Origin of the sequence: Nonomuraea sp. NPDC050556, assembly GCF_044457355.1 — a bacterium.
Classification (GTDB): domain Bacteria; phylum Actinomycetota; class Actinomycetes; order Streptosporangiales; family Streptosporangiaceae; genus Nonomuraea.
In genome coordinates, this window is the sequence record NZ_JBITGU010000003.1 from 129263 (window position 1) to 152193 (window position 22931).

The 22931-nt window shown below is 72.2% G+C and carries 11 protein-coding genes; 7 read left to right on the forward strand and 4 right to left on the reverse strand.

Translation table 11 applies throughout. The annotated features are described in order from the left end of the window. The first annotated feature begins 1 nt into the window (after position 1). Positions 2–1918, forward strand: coding sequence for an ATP-dependent zinc metalloprotease FtsH (ftsH, locus tag ACIBG8_RS29795; RefSeq protein ID WP_397346321.1), 1917 nt, complete (start codon positions 2–4; stop codon positions 1916–1918). On the opposite strand, the gene ACIBG8_RS29800 is transcribed toward ftsH, so the two are convergent. Genes ACIBG8_RS29800 through ACIBG8_RS29810 form a run of 3 tightly spaced genes read right to left on the reverse strand, consistent with a single transcriptional unit; the run spans position 1915 to position 4750 of the window. After that, positions 1915–2784, reverse strand: a complete 870-nt coding sequence (locus ACIBG8_RS29800) for an alpha/beta fold hydrolase (RefSeq protein WP_397346322.1) — start codon at positions 2782–2784, stop codon at positions 1915–1917. The genes ftsH and ACIBG8_RS29800 overlap by 4 nt on opposite strands. Continuing rightward, positions 2781–3317 (reverse strand): PadR family transcriptional regulator, encoded by a 537-nt coding sequence (locus ACIBG8_RS29805; RefSeq protein WP_397346323.1) that lies wholly within the window; start codon positions 3315–3317, stop codon positions 2781–2783. Before ACIBG8_RS29805 ends, ACIBG8_RS29800 begins: the two co-directional genes overlap by 4 nt. 41 nt (positions 3318–3358) lie before the next feature. Beyond that, on the reverse strand, positions 3359–4750 hold the full coding sequence (locus tag ACIBG8_RS29810; protein ID WP_397346324.1) for a serine/threonine protein kinase: 1392 nt from the start codon (positions 4748–4750) through the stop codon (positions 3359–3361). A 139-nt stretch (positions 4751–4889) separates the two neighbouring features. Between ACIBG8_RS29810 and ACIBG8_RS29815 the strand changes: the two genes are divergently transcribed. Beyond that, on the forward strand, positions 4890–5528 hold the full coding sequence (locus ACIBG8_RS29815) for a DUF937 domain-containing protein (protein WP_397346325.1): 639 nt from the start codon (positions 4890–4892) through the stop codon (positions 5526–5528). Positions 5529–5738: 210 nt separating this feature from the next. Here ACIBG8_RS29815 and ACIBG8_RS29820 read toward each other — a convergent pair whose 3' ends face one another. Then, positions 5739–6536, reverse strand: coding sequence for a TauD/TfdA family dioxygenase (locus tag ACIBG8_RS29820; RefSeq protein WP_397346326.1), 798 nt, complete (start codon positions 6534–6536; stop codon positions 5739–5741). Between the two features lie 553 nt (positions 6537–7089). Between ACIBG8_RS29820 and ACIBG8_RS29825 the strand changes: the two genes are divergently transcribed. Genes ACIBG8_RS29825 through ACIBG8_RS29845 form a run of 5 tightly spaced genes read left to right on the forward strand, consistent with a single transcriptional unit; the run spans position 7090 to position 22697 of the window. Continuing rightward, complete coding sequence (locus ACIBG8_RS29825; protein ID WP_397346327.1) at positions 7090–11796, forward strand: amino acid adenylation domain-containing protein; 4707 nt, start codon at positions 7090–7092, stop codon at positions 11794–11796. 3 nt (positions 11797–11799) lie between these two features. Beyond that, positions 11800–14799, forward strand: a complete 3000-nt coding sequence (locus ACIBG8_RS29830) for an amino acid adenylation domain-containing protein (protein ID WP_397346328.1) — start codon at positions 11800–11802, stop codon at positions 14797–14799. Then, positions 14796–21365 (forward strand): amino acid adenylation domain-containing protein, encoded by a 6570-nt coding sequence (locus ACIBG8_RS29835; RefSeq protein ID WP_397346329.1) that lies wholly within the window; start codon positions 14796–14798, stop codon positions 21363–21365. Before ACIBG8_RS29830 ends, ACIBG8_RS29835 begins: the two co-directional genes overlap by 4 nt. Further along, the gene (locus ACIBG8_RS29840) at positions 21362–21943 is read left to right on the forward strand and encodes a Maf family protein (protein ID WP_397346330.1); all 582 of its coding nucleotides are present in this window, start codon (positions 21362–21364) and stop codon (positions 21941–21943) included. Before ACIBG8_RS29835 ends, ACIBG8_RS29840 begins: the two co-directional genes overlap by 4 nt. A gap of 10 nt (positions 21944–21953) precedes the next feature. Next, positions 21954–22697: an EI24 domain-containing protein gene (locus ACIBG8_RS29845; RefSeq protein WP_397346331.1), complete on the forward strand. Its 744-nt coding sequence runs from the start codon at positions 21954–21956 to the stop codon at positions 22695–22697. Positions 22698–22931 lie beyond the last annotated feature (234 nt).

The window sequence follows — 22931 nt, forward strand, 5'->3', positions numbered from 1 at the left end:
CGTGGTTGAACGCTCTGGGCCGCCGCAGGAGCCCGGCAAGGAAGACAAGCCGAAGCCCTGGCGGGCGGAAGGCCTGCCTGGCACGCCCGGCGGCAAGCCGAAGATCAACTGGTGGCGTTTCGTCCTGACGCTGCTCGTGGTCTACGCGGCCTTCTTCTTCATCTCGTCGTTCTTCGACGACGGCAAGGTGGAGAAGATCTCCTACACCCAGTTCGTCGCGCAGGTCACGGCCAAGAACGTCAAGGACGTCAACGCCCAGGGCTACTCGATCACCGGCGAGCTCAAGGCCGCGGCCCAGGACCCCGACAGCAACAACAAGTCCTACACGACCTTCTCCACCGAGATCCCGGTCTTCGTGGACAACGTCCAGCTCATGCAGCAGCTGTCGGCCTCAGGCGTGGACCTCACCGCCGAGGAGATCAACACCGGCAGCCGCGGCATCCTCGTCAACCTGCTGCTGTCCCTGCTGCCCATCGCCATCCTGGCCGGTCTCTGGATCTGGATCATGCGGCGCGGCGCCAGCATGATGGGCGGCGGCGGGCTCGGCGGCCTCGGCAAGTCGAAGGCGGCCAAGCCGGTCGAGCAGGCCAAGGTGCGCGTCAACTTCGAGGACGTCGCGGGCATCGACGAGGTCGAGAACGAGCTGGTCGAGATCGTCGACTACCTCAAGGAGCCGGGCAAGTACCGCAGGCTCGGCGCGAAGCTGCCCAAGGGCGTGCTCCTCGCCGGCCCGCCGGGAACCGGCAAGACGCTGCTCGCCCGCGCCGTCGCCGGCGAGGCCAACGTGCCGTTCTTCTCCGCCAGCGCCTCCGAGTTCATCGAGATGATCGTCGGCGTCGGCGCGTCCCGCGTGCGTGACCTCTTCGAGGAGGCGCGCAAGGTGGCCCCCTCGATCGTGTTCATCGACGAGATCGACGCCATCGGCCGGGCGCGCGGCGGCGCCGGCGGCATCGGCGGGCACGACGAGCGCGAGCAGACGCTCAACCAGATCCTCACCGAGATGGACGGCTTCTCCGGCGCTGAGGGCACCATCGTCATCGGCGCCACCAACCGGCCCGAGGTGCTCGACCCGGCGCTGCTGCGTCCCGGGCGGTTCGACCGCACGGTCATGGTCGCCCCGCCGGACGCCAAGGGCCGCGTGGCCATCCTCGAGGTGCACACGCGCAGCGTGCCGCTCGACGGGGACGTGTCGCTGGACCAGCTCGCCAAGACCTCGCCGGGGATGACCGGCGCCGACCTGGCCAACCTCGTGAACGAGGCGGCGCTGCTGGCGGCCAAGCGGGGCAAGGAGAAGGTCTCGATGGCCGACTTCGCCGACGCCCTGGAGAAGCTGCAGCTGGGTACGGCACGCAGCATCATCATGCCGGAGGAGGAGCGCACCAGGACCGCCTACCACGAGGCGGGCCACGCGCTGCTCGGCATGCTCCAGCCCGGCGCCGACCCGGTGCGCAAGATCTCGATCATCCCGCGCGGCCGGGCCTTGGGCGTCACCCTGTCGACCCCCGACACCGACCGCTACGCCTACGACTACAACTACCTGCGCGGGCGCATCATCGGCGCGCTGGGCGGCATGGCGGCCGAGCAGGTGATCTACGACGTGATCACCACCGGGGCGGAGAACGACCTGGAGCAGGTCACCATGATCGCCCGCGGGATGGTGGGCCGGTGGGGCATGTCGGAGAAGATCGGCCCGCTGACCATCCTGTCCAACGACGGCAGCCCGCCCCAGGCGGCTCCTGCGACGCTCGCGGCCGTGGACGAGGAGGTCCGCCGCATCGTCGACGAGTGCTACGAGGCTGCGGTGCGCCTGCTCAGCGACAACCGCGACAAGCTGGAGGCCATCGTGGCCGCGCTGCTGGAGAAGGAAACGCTGGACGAGTCCGAGGCCTACGCCGCCGCGAACCTCACCCGCTCCTAGATCGCTTCGAGGATCTCGTCCCTGTAGGCGAAGGGGGCGAAGTGGGCGCCGGGGATGAAATGGGCGGTCACGTCGGGTAGCTGGTCGGCCAGGCGGCGGGCGAGGCTCACCGGCACCTTCGGGTCCTCCGTACCGTGCCACAGACGGACGGGGGACCGTACGTCCGCCAGCGGGAAGCCCCACGGGCGGAGGTAGTCCAGCAGGTCGTCGGCCAGGGCGGCGCCGCCCTGGCGTGAGCTCTCCCGCACGTCCTCCACGAAAGCGGCCCTCGTGGTGTCGTCCAGGAGGTCGCGGAAGACCTCCAGGTCCGCGGGTGGGAGGGACTTCTCGACCCGGGCGATGAGCTGGGCGGCGTCGCCGCGGGCGCCCGCCGCGATCGCTTTGGATGAGATCGAGCACAGCCCGCGCAACAACCACGGAGCCCGCCGCGCCAGCCGCCAGTAGAAGGCGTCCTGGCGGTTGGCCGGAGCCCAGCGGCCCACCCCCTCGACGGGCGCCATGCCGCTCAGGAGCGTCGTGCTCGTGACGAGTCCTGGCCTCGTGGCCGCCAGCGCCAGTGCGGGACCCGCGCCCATGGACACGCCGATCGTGGCGACCCGGTCGAGCCCCAGGTGACCGAGGAGCTCGGCGGCGTCCTCCGCCCACGCCGCGAACCCGGCCCTCGGATGCGCCGCCGACGCGCCGTACCCCGGCCGGTCCACCGAGATCGCCCGCACCCCGTGCCGCCTCAGCGCCGCGTCGGACAGCGCCCACCCGGCGACCCACCTCGACGAGGAGTAGCCGTGGACGACCAGGCACGGCCGTCCCTCTGGATCGCCGAACACGGCATATCCCATCCGCCTGCCGTCCGCCAGCGTGACGTTCATGACCCCTCCTCGGCCGACGGCCAGGTGCCCACGGTGTCGATCGCCCACTCGGCCCACGAGACCATCGCCTCCAGCCGTCGCACCCCTGCCTCCAGGCCGAGTTGCGCCGCCCGGTCGGCGGGACGCGTGAGGTCGAGCCCCTTCATCAGCACCCGCATCCCCCGCAGCCGCGCCCGGTGGTACTCCATCTCCTCGCGGAGATAAGCCTGCGCCTCGGCGGGTTCGACCACCCACAGCGCGAAGGACCGCAGGACGGTCTCGTTCCGCTGGCTGTGGTCGGTGGACGTGGTCGTCAGCCACTCCCGCAGCCGCCGCACCCCCTCCTCGGTGATCTCGTACGGCCGGCGTCCCCTGGCGCCCTCGCCCTGCTCCCTGATGAGCCCCTCGGCCGCCAGGCGCTTCAGCTCCGGGTAGACCTGGGTGGGTTTCGCGTGCCAGACGAACTTCAGGACCCCGTCGAACTCCTGCCCGATGTCGTAACCGCTCCGCGGCGCGCCGGCGATCATCGACAGCAGGGCCATACTCAGTGACATGAGACTACAGAATCACACTAAAGAATTTTAGTGTCAACCGGCTATTTGACGCCGATCCAGATCTGGGCCTGTGAGCCCTTGCATGCCATCGTCCCGGCGGCCGGGCGGAGGGCGGCGACCTTGCCGATCCAGTCGCGGCCCTGGCGGTAGCCGACCGTCACGGTGAAGCCCGCCTTTTCCAGCGCCGCTTTGCCTGCCTTGAGCGGCCAGCCGCGGGCGTCGGGGACGCGGGCGCGGGCTGCGCCGATCACGAGGTCCATGGCCTGGCCGCGGGGTTCTGCGCGGATCACCTGGTCGGGGACGGCGCCCTTGGCGCAGTCGAGGGTGACCTTCCCGGGCGCCATCCCGGCCGTCCGGAGCTTGGCGAGGGCGTCCTGCCGCGTCAGACCCGTCACAGATGGGGCCGTGGGGGTCGGGGACGTGGTGGCGGTGGCCGGGCGGCTGGCTGACGGCGAGGGGGTTGTGGTCGCGGCGGTCAGGCGTTGCCCGCCGTCCCATGGGTTGACGGCCGCGGCGGCACCGCCGCCCGCCCCCACCACGAGCGCCACGGCGGCTATGGCCAGCGAGCGGCGCAGCAACCTGCCCCCGCTCGGGGCGAAGGGCGTGTAGGCGGGCATGTCCTGCGTCTTCCCGCCCAGCAGCGTCAGCAGCAACTCCTGAGCGCTGGGCCGCTTTTCCGGTGATTTATCCAGACACCTCCCCACCAGGTCGCGCAGCGGGAACGGCAGGTCCGACAGGTCGGGCGTCTCGTTGAGCACCCGGTTGATCACCGCGGGGATCGAGTCCTGCCCGAACGGCGCCGTGCCCGTGGCGGCGTAGGCGATCGTCACCCCCCAGGCGAACACGTCGGACGCGGCGCTCGCCGCCTGCCCCGTCAGCTGCTCGGGCGCGATGAACGCGGGCGTGCCCATGATCTGGCTCGTCGACGTGGCGGTCGCGGCCGCCTCGCGGGCGATGCCGAAGTCGATCACCCGCGGCCCGTCCGGGCCGATGAGCACGTTGCCCGGCTTGAAGTCGCGGTGCACGATCCCCGCCTGGTGGATCGCGGTCAGCGCGGTGGCCGTGCCGATCGCCAGCCGTTCCAGGGCTCCGCCGCTCAGCGGGCCGCCGGTGTAGACCTTCTCGGCGAGCGAGGGCCCGTCGATGAACTCGCTGATCAGGTACGGCTGGCCGTCCACCATGCCCGCGTCGACGACCTGGGCCGTGCAGAACCTGGCGACCTGCTTGGCCAGCGCGACCTCCCGCATGAACGACCGCTGCGCACGCGCGTCGCTCCAGGACTCGGTGTTCAGCACCTTGGCGGCCAGCCGTTCGCCGCCCTCGCCCAGCACGAGGTAGACCTCGCCCTGGCCGCCCTTGCCGATCCGGCCGGCGACGACGTAGGCGCCGAGCTGGCGGGGGTCGCCAGGGCGCAGGGGTTCAACGGTTCGCATGGGGTCCTCCAACCGGCGCGTATCCGGTATTCGGCACCGAGCCCCGGGTGGATTGCCCAAGTTTCTTGGGGCAAACGTGGATATAGCTCTATCTGGGCCGGGGCAGGGTCTCCCCAGACGAACGATCGGGGGAACTGTCGTGACACTGAATGACGAACTCTTCGCGCAGCTGGGTGACAGCGGCCTGCAACAGATCGCGGGCCTGCTGGGCACCGACACGGCGACCGCGCGCCAGGTCGTCGAGGCGTCGGCCGGCACCATCGTGGGCGGTATGGCGACCAACGCCGAGGACGCGGACGGCGCGCAGGCCCTGCGTTCCGCCCTCGACCAGCACGTGGACGCCGACCCGTTCAACGGCGACGTGGCCAACCTGGCCAAGGACGGCCAGGGCATCCTCGGTCACGTCCTGGGCGACCAGGGCACCGAGCAGGCGGCGGCCGGCATCTCGCAGTTCGCCGGGATCAACTCGAACACCATCATGAAGCTGCTGCCGCTGCTGGCTCCGATGGTGATGTCGCTGCTGGCCAACCGCGCGTCCAAGCAGAACATGGACGCGGGCGCCGTGGCGCAGGACCTCGACCAGGAAAAGTCGTCGGCGATGTCCGGCGGGCTGGGCGACCTGCTCGGCGCGGTGCTGGGCGGTGGGGGTGCAGGGGGCCTCGGCGGCCTGCTCGGCGGGCTGTTGGGCGGTGGGCAGCAGGCGCCGCAGCAGCAGGCCCAGCCGGAGCCGCAGCGCCAGCCGCAGGCGGCGCAGGGGACGTCCAACCCGGACTGGTAACCACAGCCGCTGTCCCGCGCCCCCGCGCCGGGCGCGGGCCAGCTCTCCTTTGCGCGATCGCCCTTTCTGGGCACGGGCGCCCGCCCGGCTTCTGTGGGTGCGCCCGCTCGCCTTTCTTCGGGGGTACGGCGGGGCCGGGGGACACCCAGTCGCCGTCGCGCGCTGGGGGTCCTCCAGGGTGACGGCCATCGGCCGCGCGCCTTCCCGCCGTTACGCCGTACGCCCTGCCTCGGTCTCGATGAGCGCTTCGCCGTACCCGTCCTCCGTGAGTTCTGCCGGTGGGCGGGGGCGGTCGAGGTGGATCAGGATGCGTTTGAGCCACCGGTCGGTCCCGTCGAAGCGCGGCTCGAAGGCCGCCCGGCCGTGCACCGCCACGTCGTTGTCGATCAACGCGATGTCGCCCGCCCGCATCGGGACGGTCACGGCGCACTTCTCGAGCGCCGGATCCAGCGCGGCGTAGGCGGCCTCGAAGTCCGGGTCGTCGGTCAGCATCCGCGTGTACGACGGGTCGTACCGCACGCACAACCCGTCCGACGCCGGCCACAGGGTGGCCATCGGGTGCACCTCGCCGCGCGGGCGGGACGGGTAGGAGTCGTCGGGCAGGATCGTCAGCCCAGGTTGGGACAGCGTCGCGATCTGCGCGTCCGTCAGCGTGGCGCGGCGGATGCTGGAGACGCGGCTGCCGAGGTTCTCGTGGTTGCGTACGCAGGCCAGCAGGAGCAGGTCGGCGCGGTGGGGGTGGAAGGCGTCCTCGGTGTGCCAGTACAGCGGTGTGGTGCTGCTGGCGCCGACCTGGAGGTGCTCGTAGCCCTTGGCGGGCAGGATGTTGTGCACGATGCGGCCGTCCTGCTGGCCCGTCCAGCCGAACACGCGGCCGAGGCTGGCGGCTACGAGCATGAGGGCGATGTCGAGGGGGGTGTCGCGGTCCGCCTCGCTCCAGTGGCCGGGCGTGGGGCCCGGGTCGTCGAAGCCGTCCAGCAGCCCGCGGATCACGCAGAACCCATCCATGCGGTCAGGCAGCGGGAGCCCGGACAGGAACGCGCCGCCAAGGGCTCCGTCGAGGGGTGAGGCATGGGGTGGGCGAGCGCCTGAGGGCGAGGGGCCCTCGCGGTGGCGCGGAGGGCCGTCATGGTGCGTGACCTGAGGCGACGGGGCGTTGTCAGGGCGCTGGGCACGGCGGGCGGGAGTGTCGTCCAAACGCGGGGCGTGAGGGGAGGGGGTGTTGGCGGGGAGGTGGGGGGTGGGGCGTGATGTCGCGGAGGTGAGGTCGGAGCGTGCCTGGTCGTGGGCCGTTTGGGCCAGTAATCGGGCAGCTGGCGACCCGGTCAGGTCGTGGATCATGGCGGTTCCCGACGTGGTCTGCGGGTGTGCAGAAGGGCAAACGGCGACATCGTAGGCCGAAGATCGTTGCCGTGGCGAGGACTTCGCAGATCATGATTTATCACGATTTCCGTGACTAATTCGAATATGGCGCTTCACGCCAATGAGTGGTTATCTTTCAGGCGTTTGACTCGATCAGACAACATCCTTCAACCGCGGGCGGCCGGATCGTGGAGGTCCAATGTCGGACGTAGGCGCGTCTGTGGTGGTCAGGGTGCTCGCGCAGCCGCGCGACCAGGTGGCGGTGACCGGCCCGTCCGGCGCCGAGCTGACGTACGGCGAGCTGATCGGATGGGCGTCCCACCTCGCCGCAGGTCTGGCGGGCGAGGGTGTGGCGCGGGGTGACGCGGTCGGGGTGTGCCTGCCGCGCGACGAGTACCTGCCCGCGGTGTTGCTGGGCGTGTGGCTGGCCGGGGCCGCGTACGTGCCGCTGGAGGCGGAGCACCCCCGCGACCGCCTGGCCTGGATGGCGGCGGACGCCGGGGTCAAGGTGGTCCTCACGAGAGGCGGCACGACCCCCGTCCCAGGCGTGCGCTCCCTGGACGTCGACGCCACGGCGCGGATTTCCCGAGTGGGGTCGTTGGAGGTCGGTGGTGAGCGTGGGTGGTCCGTACCTGAAGCGGGTGATCTGGCCTACGTGCTCTACACCTCCGGTTCGACCGGCCGTCCCAAGGGTGTGGAGGTCACGCACGGCAACGTCGCCGCGCTGACCGCCGCGATGGCCGTGGCGCCCGGGTTCGCGGCGCGCGGCGTGATGCTGGCCATGGGGTCCCTGGGCTTCGACGTCTCGGTGATGGAGCTGTGGACGCCGCTGGCGCTGGGCGGCCGATGCGTGGTGGTCGAGCGCGAGGTGGTGCTGGACGGCCAGGCGCTCGCCGTACTCCTGGACGGGGTGGGCCGCGCCACGGTGTTCCTGACGCCGACGAGCCTGCGCATGGTCCTGGCCGCCGGGTGGCGCGGCGATCCGGCGTTGACGCTGTGGACCGGCGCCGAGGTGCTCGATCCCGGGCTGGCGCGCGAGGTCCTGCCCCGGGTGGGCGAGCTGTGGAACCTGTACGGCCCGACCGAGGCGACGGTGACGTCGGTGGTGCACCGGGTGACGTCCGCAGACGGCGACGTGGTGCCGATCGGCCGCCCCTTGCCCGGCGAGTGGGTGCACGTGCTGGGCGAGGACCGCGAGCCGGTGCCGCCGGGCGCGGTGGGGGAGTTGTGGATCGGCGGCGCCGGGGTCGCGAAGGGCTACAGGAACCGGCCCAGCGACGCCTTCGCCCTCGTCGAGGGCGAGAGGTGTTACCGCACGGGCGACCTGGTCCGCTGGAACGGCGGAAGCCTGGAGTTCGTCGGCCGCCGCGACCACCAGGTGAAGATCCGCGGCCACCGCATCGAGCTGGGCGAGGTCGAAGCCGTCCTCAGGGAGCACCCGGCCGTCGCGGACGCCGCCGTCGTGGTGCGCAGGGAGAGCCTCGCCGGGTTCCTCGTGCTGCGCTCCCCCGCGGAGGTCGAGGCGTGGCTGCGCGACCGATTACCCGGCCACATGGTGCCCAGGCGCTGGACGACCGTGGCCGCGATGCCCACGCTCACCAGCGGAAAGACCGACCGCAACGCGCTCGCCGCCCTGCTGGACGGCCCGGCGGAACGTGACCGGGTGGAGCCGCGCACCGGCGCGGAGCGCCTGGTGGCCCGCGCGTGGGAGGCGGCGCTGGGGGTGGAGAAGGTCTCGGCCGACGACGACTTCTTCGCGCTGGGCGGTCAGTCGCTCGCCGCGACGATGGTGTCGGTCAGGCTGCGCGGCGAGCTCGGCTGCACGGTGCCGGTCCGGCTGATCTTCGACCACCCGGTGCTCGCCGACCTGGCCGCCGAGCTGGAGACCGCCGGCAGCCCGCTGGAGCGGATCCACCCGAGGCAGGAGCAGGGGCCGTCGCCGCTGTCGGCGGCGCAGCGGCGGTTGTGGTTCGCCGCCCAGATCGACCCGGACGGCGTCGCCGACCACGCCCCCACGGTCCTGCGCCTGACCGGCCCGCTGGATGTGAACGTGCTCTTGGGCGCGGTCCGCGAGCTGGCCGAGCGGCACCAGGTCCTACGCACCGTCTTCGCGGAGGGCCCGGTGGCGGTGGTGCGGGACGCGGTGCCCATCTCGATCGTCGACTGCGACGACCTCACCGCAGCACTCGACGAGGAAACCACCAGGCCCTTCGCGCTGGAGAGCGAGCCGCCCCTGCGCGCGGTTCTCTTCCGGGTGAGCCCGGAGGAACACGTGCTCGCCCTCACCTTCCACCACATCGCCACCGACGCCCGCTCCCAGCAGGTCCTCCTGGAAGAGCTCAAGGCCTTGTACGGCGGCGCGGAACTCCCCCCGCCGCGCCTGCAGTACGCCGACTTCGCCGCCTGGGAGCGGGCGGACGCCGACCCCGCCTGGTGGGCGGAGCACCTCAAGGGCCTGCCCCCGGTGCTCGACCTCCCCACGAGCGCCGCCCGCCCCGCGGTCGCCGACTGGGCGGCGGCCGAGGTGCAGGTGACGATCCCGGCGCGGGTCGCCGAGCAGGTACGGCAGGCAGCCGCGCGCACGGGCGGCACGCCGTTCATGGTCGTCCTCGCCGCCTGGCAGCTGCTGCTCGCCCGGCTGGCGGGCGTGACCGACGTCGCGGTGGGCGTCCCCGAGGCGGGCCGCCACCACCCGGACGTCGAGGCGCTCGTCGGCTTCTTCGTCAACCTCCTCGTGCTGCGCACTGACGTGTCCGGTCCGCTGACGGGAACCGAGCTGCTGGAGCGCGTCAGGGAAGCGGCCCTGGAGGCGTTCGCCCACGCCGACGTCCCCTTCGAGCGCGTCGTGGAAGCCGTGCGGCCGGAACGCAACCTGGCCACCACGCCCATCGTCCAGGTGAGCCTGAACCTGCTCGACCGGCCCAGGCTGGACTGGCCGGGAGCCGAGCTGCTCCACGTCCCGATCGGGATGGCGCAGTTCGACCTGAGCCTCGACCTGACGGCCGACGGCCAGGGCGGGTACGCGGGCGAGCTGATGTACCGGCGCGACCTGTTCGACGGGGCGACGGTGGCGCGCTGGGGCGAGTGGTTCGTCCGCCTGCTGGACCGGCTGACCGCCGACCTCGAACGCCCCATCGCCGACCTGGATCCGCTGACCGCGGCAGAACGCGAGGAGCTGCTGGAGTGGGGGCGCGGCGTGCCGCTGGGCACGGCAGAGCCGGTCGTCACCAGGATCCTGGCGCAACCCCAGGACCGGGTGGCGGTGACCGGGCCGAGCGGGGCCGGGCTGACCTACGGCGAGCTGGTCGACTGGGCGTCGCGGCTGGCCGGCGGACTGGCGCGCGAGGGGGTGGAGCCCGGGGACGTGGTGGGCGTGTGCCTGCCGCGCGACGAGTACCTGCCCGCCGTACTGCTGGCCGTGTGGCTGGCCGGGGCGGCGTATCTCACGCTCGACCCGGAACACCCGCAGGAACGGCTCGGCTGGGTGGCCGCCGACGCGGGCGTCAAGGTCGTCGTCACCCGGCTGGGCGTCGCGAGGATTCCCGGCGCGCGGGTGGTCGACGCCGACGGGCTGCTCGCCGTACCGGCCATCAGGAGCACCGAGCCGGACGCCCTGGCGTACGTCCTCTACACCTCCGGCTCCACCGGACGCCCGAAGGGCGTCGAGATCACCCAGGGGAGCGTCGCAGCGCTGGTCGCGGCCATGGAGCGGGAGCCGGGGTTCGGGGCGGGCGACGTCATGCCCGTGGTCGCGCCGCTGGCGTTCGACAACCTCGGCTCCGAGGTCTGGACGCCGCTGGCGCTCGGCGGACGCTGCGTCGTCGTCGAGCGCGACTGCGCCATCGACGGGCACGCGCTCGCCGAACGCATCACCGCGACCGGCGTCACCATCCTCGACACCCCGCCGACCAGCCTGCGGATGTTGCTGGCCGCCGGGTGGCAGGGGGATCCGGCGATGAAGGTGTGGACCGGCAGCGAGGTGCTCGACCCGGCGCTGGTGCGCGAGATCCTGCCCAGGGTGGCCGAGTTGTGGAACGCCTACGGGCCCACGGAGACCACGGTCACCTCGGCCGTGCACCGGGTGACCGCCGAGGACGTGGACACGGTGCCGATCGGGCGGCCCACGGCGGGCGAATGGGTCTACGTGCTGCAGGAGGACGGCAGGCTGGCCCCGCCAGGCGTGGTGGGTGAGCTGTGGATCGGCGGCGCCGGGGTCGCGCGGGGCTACCGCAACCGGCCGGGCGAGGCGTTCGTCCCCGACCCGTTCGTCGCGGGCGGCCGGTGTTACCGCACGGGCGACCTGGTGCGCTGGAACCGGCGCAGGCTGGAGTTCGTCGGGCGGCGCGACCACCAGGTGAAGATCCGCGGCCAGCGCATCGAGCTCGGCGAGGTCGAGACGGCGCTGCGCGGCCACCCGGCGGTGGCGGCGATCGCCGTGCTCGTGCACCACGAGCACCTCGTCGGCTACGTCGTCTGGAAGCACGCGCCCGACCTGGACGGACTGCGCGCGTTCGCCCGCGGCTGGCTGCCCGACTACATGGTCCCGCGCCGCTGGATGGAGCTGCCCGCGCTGCCGCGCACCGGCTCCGGCAAGATCGACCGCGCCGCGCTGCCCGCGCCCTCCCTCGTGGAGCCGGAGCACGTCCCGCCCCGCTCCACGATGGAGCAGCTCGTGGCGATGATCTGGGGCGAGATCCTGCCGGCCGCGCGGATCGGCGCGACGGACGACTTCTTCGCCCTCGGCGGGCACTCGCTGGCCGCCACCCGCATGGTGGCCCGCCTGCGCGAGGCGATCGGCTGCCGGATCCCCGTCCGCCTGATCTTCGAACGACCCGTGCTCGCCGAGCTCGCCACCGAGCTGGAGACCGTCGCCCTGGCGCAGCTCGCCGCCGAATCAGAGGTGTGAGACATGACAGACGACCGCCTACGCGCGTTACTGGAGGAGCGGATGCGGGCCGCGCTCCGGCAGCCCGGCCGTGCCGGCATCCCGCTCCGTCCCGACCAGGACGCGCCCGCGCCGCTGTCGACGCGGCAGGCGCGGCTGTGGTTCATGATCCGGCTCGTCCCGCAGGCCGCCGCGTACAACCTGCCCCTGGTGATCCGGCTGCGCGGCGCGCAGGAGGAGTTCCTGGTGGAGGCGGTCCGCAGGCTGGCCGCGCGGCACCAGGTGCTGCGCAGCGTGTTCGCCGAGGGCCCGGTCGCGGTGGTGCGTGACTCGGTGCCCGTCAGGGTCGTGGACTGCGAGGACCTCGAAGCGGAACTGGCGGCGGAAACCGGTCGGCCGTTCGCCCTGGAGAGCGAGCCGCCCCTGCGCGCCACGGTGTTCCGGGTGGCTCCAGGCGAGCACGTGCTCGCGCTCACCTTCCACCACATCGCGATGGACGGCTGGTCGGAGGAGGTGGTGCTGCGGGAGCTCTTCGAACCTTCCGCGCCGCCCCGCCTGCAGTACGCGGACTTCGCGGCCTGGGAGACGGCGGACGCCGATCCCGCCTGGTGGGTGGAGCGGCTCCAAGGACTGCCACCCGTCCTGGAACTCCCCACCAGGGGCCCGCGCCCGGCCGTGGCGGACTGGACCGCGGGCGAGGTGCCGGTGGCGATCCCGGCGCGGGTCGCCGAGCAGGTACGGCGTGCAGCCGCGCGGGCGGGCTGCACGCCGTTCATGGTCGTGCTCGCCGCCTGGCAGGTGCTGCTCGGCCGCCTGGCCGGGACCGACGACGTCCCGGTCGGGGTGCCTGAGGCCGGTCGCCACCACCCGGACCTCGAAGAGCTCGTCGGCTTCTTCGTCAACATGCTCGTGCTCAGGGGCGACCTGTCCGGCGCGCCGACCGGGCGCGAGCTGCTGGAGCGGGTCAAGGAGGGCGCGCTGGAGGCGTTCGCCCACGCCGAGGTGCCCTTCGAGCAGGTCGTCGAGGCGCTGCACCCAGAACGCGGGCTCGGCGCGACGCCGCTCTTCCAGGTCAGCCTGAGCGTGCTCGACCGGCCCAAGCTGGACCGGCAGGACGCGGAGCTGGTCCACGTGCCGACCGCCATGGCGCAGTTCGACCTCAGCCTCGACCTCGTCTCCACCGCCGACGGCGGCTACGCGGGCGAGCTGGTCTTCCGCCGCGACCTGTTCGACGAGCCCGTGGTGGCGCGCTGGGGCGCGTGGTTCGTCCGCGTCCTGGACGAGCTGACCGCCGACCTGGACCGGCCGATCGCCGACCTCGACCCGCTGACCGCGCTGGACCGGGAAGAGCTGCTGGACTGGGGGAGGGGCGCGGCGCTGGAGGTCACCGAGTCCGTCGTCGCGAGGATCCTGGCGCACCCGCGCGACCGGGTGGCCGTCGTCGGCCCGTCCGGCGCGGAACTGACCTACGGCGAGCTGGTCGAGCACGCCACCCGCCTCGCCGGTGGACTGGCGGACGCGGGCGTCGCGCGCGGGGACGCGGTCGGCGTGTGCCTGCCGCGCGACGAGTACGTGCCCGCCGTGCTGCTGGGCGTGTGGCTGGCCGGGGCCGCCTACGTGCCGCTGGACCCGGAACACCCGCAGGAGCGGCTCGCCTGGGTGGCCGCCGACGCGGGGGTGAAGGTGGTGGTGACCAGGAAGGGCGTCGCCACGATGCCCGGGGTGCTGGTGATCGACGCGGACGAGCCGCGTGCCGTACGGGCGGTTGAAGCACCGGACGTGGACGACCTCGCTTACATCCTCTACACCTCGGGATCCACCGGACGCCCGAAGGGCGTCGAGATCACCCACGCCAACATCGCCACCCTCGTCGCGGCCATCGCCACCAGGCCCGGCTTCGGGCCCGACGACGTCATGCCCGCCGTCGCGCCGCTCGGGTTCGACGCCTCCACCATGGAGATCTGGGCGCCGCTCGCGCTCGGCGGCCGCTGCGCCGTGATCGAACGCGAGGTCGCCGTCGACGGGCGCGCCCTCGGCGAGCGGATGACCGCCGTGGGCGGCACCGCGGTGTTCCTCACCCCGACCAGCCTCCGCCTGCTCCTGGCAGCGGGCTGGAAGGGCGACCCGCGACTGCGCGTGTGGGCGGGCGGCGAGGCCGTCGACCCAGGGCTGGTGCGCGACGTACGGCCGCTGGTGGCCGAGATGTGGAACGCCTACGGGCCCACGGAGACCACCTCCATCTCGGTCGTGCACCGGCTGGAGGAGGGCAGCGCGCCGATCGGCCGCCCCATGGACGGCGAGCACGTCCGCGTCATGACGGCGGACGGCAGGCTCGCCCTGCCCGGCGTCGTCGGCGAGCTCTGGATCGGCGGCGGCGGGGTCGCGCGGGGCTACAGGAACCGCGCCTTCGACGGGTGCTACCGCACGGGCGACCTGGTGCGATGGCGGCCCGACGGGCTGCTCGACTACGTGGGCCGCCGCGACCACCAGGTCAAGATCCGCGGTCACCGGATCGAACTCGGCGAGATCGAAGCCGTGCTCAGGGAGCATCAGGACATCGCCGACGCGGCCGTGATCGTCCAGGGCGACACGCTCGCCGCCTACCTGACCCCGGCGACCGTCTCCGGCGAGGAGGCGCGCGCCCACCTGAGCCGGTGGCTGCCCGACGCCATGATCCCGCGCCGCTGGGCCAGCCTGGACGCGCTCCCGCTGCTCGCCAGCGGCAAGGTCGACCGTTCGGCGCTGCCGCGGACCCTTCTCCTGCACGACACGTCGACCGCGCTGTCGACCGAGGCGGAGCACCTCGTCGCCGACGTCTGGCGGGCGGTTCTGGACGTCCAGGAGATCTCGGCCACCGACGACTTCTTCGCCCTGGGCGGGCACTCCTACAGCGCCACCCAGGTGGCCGCGCTGCTGAGGGAGGCGCTGGGGTGCCGGGTGCCGATCCGGATGGTGTTCGACCTGCCGGTGCTGGCCGACTTCGCCCGCGCGCTCGAAGAGCTCCTCGAAGGGGAGACCGCGTGACCCTCCAGACGCGACTGGCCGCCGCCCGCCGTACGGTCGCCGCCACCGGGATCCCCGCGACCACCAGCGGCGACGGGGACGTGCCCATGTCTCCCGCCCAGGCCAGGTTGTGGTTCGTCTGGCGGCTCGAACCGGACAGCCCCGCCTACAACCTGCCGATCGCGCTGCGCCTGAGAGGCGAGCTGGACGTCGGCGCGCTGGTCGGCGCGGTGGAGGAGGTGGCGCGTCGGCACCGGGTGCTGCGCAGCGTCTTCGTCGAGGAGAACGGGCGGCTCCTGACCCGGCTGGTCCCTCCCTGCGTGGTCTCGTTCTCCTCCGACACGGCGACGGAACGGCCCTTCGCGCTGGACCGCGAGCCGCCGATGCGGGCCGTACTCCACCAGGTCGGGCCCGAGGAGCACGTGCTCGCGCTCACCTTCCACCACATCGCCATGGACGCCCGCTCCCTGACCGTGGTGCTGAACGAGCTCGCCGCCCTGTACGGCGGAGCCGTCCTGCCGCCGCCCCTGCAGTACGCCGACGTGGCCGCGTGGGAAGCCCGGCGCGGGGACGACGGCGGGCTGGAGTGGTGGCGGGAGCGGCTGGCCGGGCTCGCGCCGGTGCTCGACCTGCCCACCGACCGGCCGCGTCCCGTCGTGGCGGACTGGGCGGCGGGCGAGGTGCCGGTCACCGTACCCGGGGTCCTCTCCGCGGCCGAACGCCTCGGCTGCACGCCGTTCATGGTGTTGCTGGCCGGGTGGCAGATCCTGCTCGGACGGCTGGCCGACGTCGACGACGTGGCGGTCGGCGTCCCCACGTCCGGGCGCTACCACCCGGACATGGCCGACGTCGTGGGGTGTTTCATCAACACCCTCGTGATGCGCACGGATGTCCGTGACGGGGTCGAGGGGGTCCGCGACACCGTCCTGGACGCCTTCGGCCACGGGAACACCCCCTTCGAGCGGATCGTCGAGGCGCTGCAGCCCGAGCGCGGCCTGTCCACGACGCCGATCTTCCAGGTCATGCTCAACGTCGTCGACGACCTCGCCTCCGCCGCCATCCCCGGGCTGGACGTCGAGGAGATCCCGCTGCCGGGCACCCGCACCAAGTACGACCTCAACCTCGGCCTCGCCCGCACGGGAGAGGTGTACGCGGGCGCGCTCACCTACCGCGCCGACCTGTTCGACCACGCCACGGCGGAACGCGTCGTCGGTTGGTACCTGACCGTCATGGACCACCTCGTCCGGGACGAGCCGCTCGACACCCTGGAACCCGTCACCGGCCCGGCCCTCGCCGGACCGCCGATCGACGACGAGCCCCTGCCGCCCGTGCACCGGCTGATCGAACGCTGGGCCTCCTCCAACGCCACGGCCGTCGTCGGCCCGGCCGGCTCGCTCACCTACAACCAGCTGGAACGGCGAGCCAACCGCATCGCGCACCGCCTCATCGGCCTGGGCGTGACCGCGGACGAGCCGGTCGGCGTGCTGCTCGAGTCGGGCACCGACCTGGTCTGCGCGTTGCTCGGCATCTTCAAGTCAGGCGGCGGCTACCTGCCGCTCGACAGCGTGTACCCGACGGAGCGCATCGCCGCCATGCTCGCGGCAGCGGGGGTGCGTGCCGTACTGACGGAACGCTCCCTCGCCGACCGGCTCGACAGATCCGCCCACTCCATCGTGGTCCTGGACGCTCTGGACGACGTCCGGGACACCAGGCCGGACGTGGACGTCCGGCCCGAGCACCTCTCGCACGTGATCTTCACCTCCGGCTCGACCGGCGTGCCCAAGGCCGTCGCGGGGGAGCACCGCAACATCTCCCGCTACCTCGACGGGATGATGCGGCGCCTCGGCCCGGTCGACGGACGGACGTTCGCCGTCGTCTCGACCCCGGCCGCCGACTTCGGCCTGACCTGCGTGTTCGGCGCGCTCACCACCGGCGGCACGGTGCACCTGGTGTCCCGCGAGGTCGCCATGGACCCGGAGGCGTTCGCCGCCTACAACGCCGAGCACGGCATCGACGTGCTCAAGTGCGTGCCCAGCCACCTGGAACTGCTCGCCGCGCACGGCGACCTCGCCGCCGTGCTGCCGCGCGAGCTCCTCATCGTCGCCGGAGAGGCCTGCCCCTGGAGCCTGGTCGACCGCGTCCGTACGGCCAGACCGGGCCTGCGCATGCAGAGCCACTACGGGCACACGGAAAGCACCATGATCGCGATGACCTGCGACGTGGACGAGGTGACGCCCTCCGCCCTGGTGCCGCTCGGCGAGCCGCTGCCCGGTGTGGTCGGGTACCTGGTCGACAGGGCGGGCCGTCCCGTGCCGCCCGGTCTGCCTGGAGAGCTCGTCATCGGCGGTCCAGGCATCACCCGCGGCTACCTCAACGACCCCGTGCGCACGGCTGAGCGGTTCACCGGCGAGCCCCGCTGTTACCGCAGCGGCGACGTGCTGAGGGTACGGCCCGACGGCACGGTCGAGTTCCGCGGCAGGACCGACGACCAGGTCAAGATCCGCGGGCACCGGGTCGAGCTCGGCGAGGTCACCGTGGCGCTGCTGGCGCATCCGCTGGTCAGGGAGGCGGTCGTGCTGCCGACCGGGGAGGGTCACGAGCGGGTGCTGACCGCGTGGCTGGTCACCTCGCCCGGCGCGGACGTCGCGGAGATCCGGCGGCACCTGCGCAAGGGGCTGCCCGACCACATGGTTCCCGCGGGGATCGTCGTGCTGGAACGGCTGCCGCTCAACCCGAACGGCAAGATCGACCGGGCGGCGCTGCCCCGGCCCGCCGCCGCTGCCGCGGCTCCGCCTGGCCCGCTGGGCACGGTCACCGAGTACCTGGTCGCGTCCGCCTGGGCGGAGGTGCTGGGGGTGGCGCTTCCCGGGCCGGGGGACGACTTCTTCGCGCTGGGCGGGCACTCGTTCGCCGCGGTCCGGGTGATGGGCCGGCTGGGGGCGCCGGTGCGGTTGATCTTCGAGCACCCGGTGCTCGCCGATCTCGCCGCGGCTCTGGGGAGGGCGGGCGGGAGTGGTTCCGAGCCGATCCCGCGGCGGCCGGACGGGCCGGTGGAGCTGTCGCCCGCGCAGGCTCGGCTGTGGTTCCTGTCGCAACTCGACCCTTCCGGGTCGGCCTACAACGTGGGCATGACGTTGCGGCTGACCGGGCCGCTGGACGTGGCGGCTCTGGCAGGCGCTGTCAGGGACGTGGCCTTGCGGCACGACGTGTTGCGCAGCGTGTTCCTGGAGGACGGGGTCCGGCTGGTCGATCCCGCTCCGGTTGCCTTGGTCTGCCCGGTGGATCTGGCTGCTGAGGTCGCCGCCGAGACCGCGCGGCCGTTCGCGCTGGAGACCGAGCCGCCGATGCGGGCGGTCCTCTTCCACGTGGGTCCCGAGGAGCACGTGCTGGCGCTCACCTTCCACCACATCGCCATCGACAACTGGTCCAGGGGCCTGATCGGCGACGACCTCGCCGCCTTCTACGGCGGTGCCGAGCCTTCACCGCCGCCCCTGCAGTACGCGGACGTGGCTCATTGGGAGGCCTCCTCCTCCGGTGAGGACGTCGAGTGGTGGTGTGAGCGGCTCGCCGGGTTGCCGCCGCTGCTGGAGCTGCCCACCGACCGGCCCAGGCCGGTGGTGGCCGACTGGACCGCGGGGGAGGCAGCCGTCTCCGTGCCGGCCGCCGGGGTGCGGGACCTGGCGAGGCGGCTGGGCTGCACGCCGTTCATGGTGCTGCTGGCCGGGTGGCAGATCCTGCTCGGACGGCTGGCCGAGGTGGGGGACGTCGCGGTCGGCGTGCCCGAGTCCGGCCGTCACCACCCGGACATGAACGACGTGGTCGGGTGCTTCATCAACACGCTCGTGATGCGGACGGACCTCACGGGGAACCCGACCGGGGCCGAGGTGGTCGGTCGGGTGCGTGAGACGGTTCTGGGGGCCTTCGGGCACGCCCGCACGCCTTTCGAGCGGATCGTGGAGGCGGTGCAGCCCGAGCGGGGGCTTTCCTCGACGCCGATCTTCCAGGTCATGCTCAACGTCCTGGAGGAGCCCGCCGCCTCGCCCGCGCTGGCCGGGGTGGAGGTGGAGCTGCTGGAACCACCGGTCTCGTCCGTCAAGTTCGACCTGAACCTGGGGTTGGTGGCGGCCGGAGACTCCTACGAGGGGGCGCTGCTGTACCGCGCCGACCTTTTCGACGCATCGACGATCGCGCAGATGCTCGACTCCTATACCGCGATATTGGCTGATTTGTCGGGCGACCCTTCGCGGCCGATTGGTGTCCTGCAGCCCCCTCTCGCTGCTCAGGCTGTCGCTGTGGTGCCCGTGGAACCCGTGGCGCCGAGCACCCCCACGCAGCGGCGGATCGCGGACGTCTGGGCGGACGTCCTGCGGATCCCCGTCCCCGCGCTCGACGACGACTTCTTCGCCCTCGGCGGACACTCCTTCGCCGCCGTGCGTGCCGTACGCGCGATTGGCGGGGATCTGCGGGTCATCGACCTCTTCATGCACCCCACGCTGCGCGAGCTGGCCCATTTCATCGACGGACCTTCTTCGGCCGGGGGGTTGCTCCATCGCCTCGGCGGGCCGCGTCAGGCCGCGACCAGGCTGGTCTGCGTGCCGTACGGGGGAGGCTCCGCAGCGGTGTTCCGCCCCCTCGCCGACGCCCTCTCCGGTCAGTCCGTCGAGGTCCTGGCCGTCGAGCTGCCGGGACACGACCCGGCCAGGGCGGGCGAGGAGCTCGTCCCGATCGACGCCCTCGCCGACCGCCTGGCGGCCGAGATCGGGCCGGGCGCTCCGGTCCTGCTGTACGGCCACTGCGTCGGCTCGGCCCTCGCCACCGCGCTGGGACAGCGGCTGGAGGCGGCGGGCGTGCCGCTGAGCGGCGTGATCGTCGCGGGCAGCTTCCCGACCGCGCCGCTGCCGGGCCGGATCTCCTCCTGGGTACGGCAGGCGTTCCCGCGCAGCCGCTGGGTCTCCGACCGGCTGTTCCGCGACACCCTCCGCGCGACCGGCGGGCTGCTCGACGACATGGACGAGGCCACCACGGACACCGTCCTCCGCGCGCTGCGCCACGACTCCGAGGAGGCCCAGGCCTGGTTCGGCGCCTGGCTCTCCGCGCCCGGGGAACGGCTGCGCGCCCCGGTGCTGTGCCTCGTGGGCGAGTCCGACCTGCAGACCCGCATGTACGAGGAGCGTTACCAGGAGTGGGCGGCCTTCGCGGAGAACGTCTCCCTGGCCACCATCCCCAGAGCCGGTCACTACTTCATCCGCCACCAGCCTTTGGATATCGCGGCAGCCATCACCGCGTTCCCCCCTTCGACTGAACCCGTGCCTCCGCCCGCCCGGCAGTCCCTGCGGCCCTTCTACACCGTGGCGGCGGGCCAGTTCGTGTCCATGATGGGCAGCGCGCTCAGCTCCTTCGCCCTCGGCGTATGGGCGTACCAGCGCAGCGGGCGCATCATGGACCTCGCCCTCGTCGTGATGCTCGCGCAGCTCCCCGCGATCCTGCTGACCCCGCTCGGCGGCGCGGTGGCGGACCGCTTCGACCGGCGGCGCGTCATGCTGGCGGCGGACGCGGTGGCGGGGGTGGCGATGGCGGCGCTGCCGGTCCTGATGCTCACCGACAGCCTCAGCATTCCAGCGATCTGCGCGATCGTGGGCCTGACCTCGATGGCGACGGCCTTCCACGCCCCCGCCTATCTGGCAGCCATCGCCCAACTGGTCCCGAAGCCCTATCTACCCCAGGCGAACGCGCTGGCCCAGATAGGAGTGGGCGCGGGCACCGTCTTCGGCCCTCTGGCGGGCGGCGCGTTGATCGTGGCCGTCGGCCTGCCGGGCGTGGTCACCATAGACGTGCTGTCCTTCGCGGCAGGCGTACTGACGCTGCTGGCCGTACGCTTCCCCGACCGCCTTTTCCTCCGCCGCGAGGAACCCTTCCGCAAGGCGCTGTCCGGGGGTTGGCGCTTCCTCTCCCAACGCCCACCCCTGATGGTGATGATCGCCTACTTCGCGGTGGTCAACTACTTCACCGCCATGATGTGGATAGCCCTGCCCCCATTGGTTCTCACCCAGAGCACCCCCACCGCCCTGGGCGTGGTGGAGGCAGTAGGCGGCTGCGGCGCGATAGCGGGCGCCGTTGTGGCAATAGTCTGGGGCGGCAGCGAACGCCGGGCCACGGGCATGCTGGCCTGCGTCATCGGCTCAGGAATAGGCGTGATCCTCATGGGCGCGCAGCCGACGATCTGGCTGATAGCGGCAGGACTGTTCACCCGTCTAGCTTTCATGTCCCTGGGAAATGCCCACTGGCTTTCGATCATCCAAACCAAAGTGGGCCACGAGCTGCAGGGCAGGGTGCTGGCCATCAACATGATGTGCGCCGCCATCATGCAACCCCTGGGTTTCCTGACCACCCCCGGATTGGCCAACGCCTTCGGCGTAGGCCCGCTGCTGGCCGCCTCGGGCGTGTTCCTGGTGATCTGGGGGATAGCCGGTCTCCGCTACCGGCGACTCCACCACCTGGAGGACGAACTCCCCGACACCACGCCCCCCGCCGAATGGGACCCGATACACCGAACCCCCAGTTCCGGGCGCGATAAGCTGGTCGGATGATCGTCCTCGCCTCTGCCTCCACCGCCCGGCTCGCCCTGCTGCGCAGCGCCGGGTTCGATCCCAAGGTGATCGTCAGCGGCGTCGACGAAGAAGCCGTCACCGCCCCCAACCCCGCCCAACTGGCGCTGACCCTCGCCCAGGCAAAAGCAAGATCCGTGGCCGCCACCCTCTCGGAGGGCGTGGTGATCGGCTGCGACTCCGTCCTCGAACTCGACGGCCGCCCCTACGGCAAGCCCTCCTCCAAGGAGGACGCCATAGACCGCTGGCGCCTGATGCGCGGCCGCACCGGCCGCCTCCTCACCGGCCACTGCCTGATCGACGCGACCACCGGCAGGGAAGCCAGCGAAACAGGCAAGACGGTCGTCCGCTTCGGCACTCCGTCGATGGAAGAGATCGAAGCCTACGCAGCCACAGGCGAGCCCCTCCACGTGGCGGGCGCGTTCACCCTGGACGGCCACGGCGGCTGGTTCGTGGAGGGCATCGAAGGCGACCACGGGAACGTTCTAGGCATTTCCCTGCCCCTGGTCCGCGAACTCCTCGCAGAACTGGGCTACGCGGTGACGTCCTTCTGGCGCTAGCCTGCCGGTCATGCGATCTCTGCGCGACTTCTTCGGTGGTGTCGGCTTCTTCTTCCAGGGGCTCGGCTGGGCCGGACGCAACGGCCGCTGGTGGCTGTTCGGCCTGATCCCGGCGCTGATCGCGTTCGCCGTGTACGTGGTGGCGATGGTGTTCCTCTACAACTACACCGACGAGATCGCCACGTTCCTGACGCCCTTCGCGAACAACTGGGCCTCCGGGTGGCGGGACACGGTGCGCATCCTGTTCCAGTTCGTCATCTTCGTGGGCGGGCTGGCGCTGGCCGTCCTGACCTTCACGGCCCTGACGCTGGCGATCGGCGAACCGTTCTACGAGAGGCTGTCCGCCGAGGTCGACCCGCTGCCGGGGCACGTGGAGGAGCCTTGGTGGCGTACGGTGCCCCGCTCGATCCGCGACAGCCTGGTGACCCTGGGCTACGTGCTGCTCTTCACGATCCCGCTGTTCTTCCTGGGCTTCATCCCAGTGGTGGGCCAGACGATAGTCCCGGTGTTGGGCGCCGCCGTTTCCGGATTTTTCCTAACAGTAGAGCTAACCGCCCTGGCCATGGAGCGCCGCGGAATGGCCCGCAGGGCCCGCTTCGCCGTACTCCGCCAGAGCAAAGCCTCCGCCCTGGGCTTCGGCGTGGTGGTCTTCCTCCTGTTCCTGGTCCCTTTCGTAGCCGTGATAGCCATGCCAGCCGCCGTAGCCGGCGCCGCCCTCCTCGTCCGCACCCGCCTAACCCCAACCCCCGCCTAACCCCAACCCCTGCCTGACCCGCCACCCGGGCCTAACCCCAGCCCCCTGGCTACCCGTCACCTCGGCCTAACCCCAGCCCCCGGGCTAACCCGTCACCTCGGCCTAACCCCAGCCCCCGGGCTAACCCGCCACCCCGGCCTAACCCCAGCCCCCCGGCTAAACCGCCACCCCCCACCTGACCCGACCGCGCCTGACCCCACCTACCCCCACCCTCCGCCTAGCCCCACCCGCACT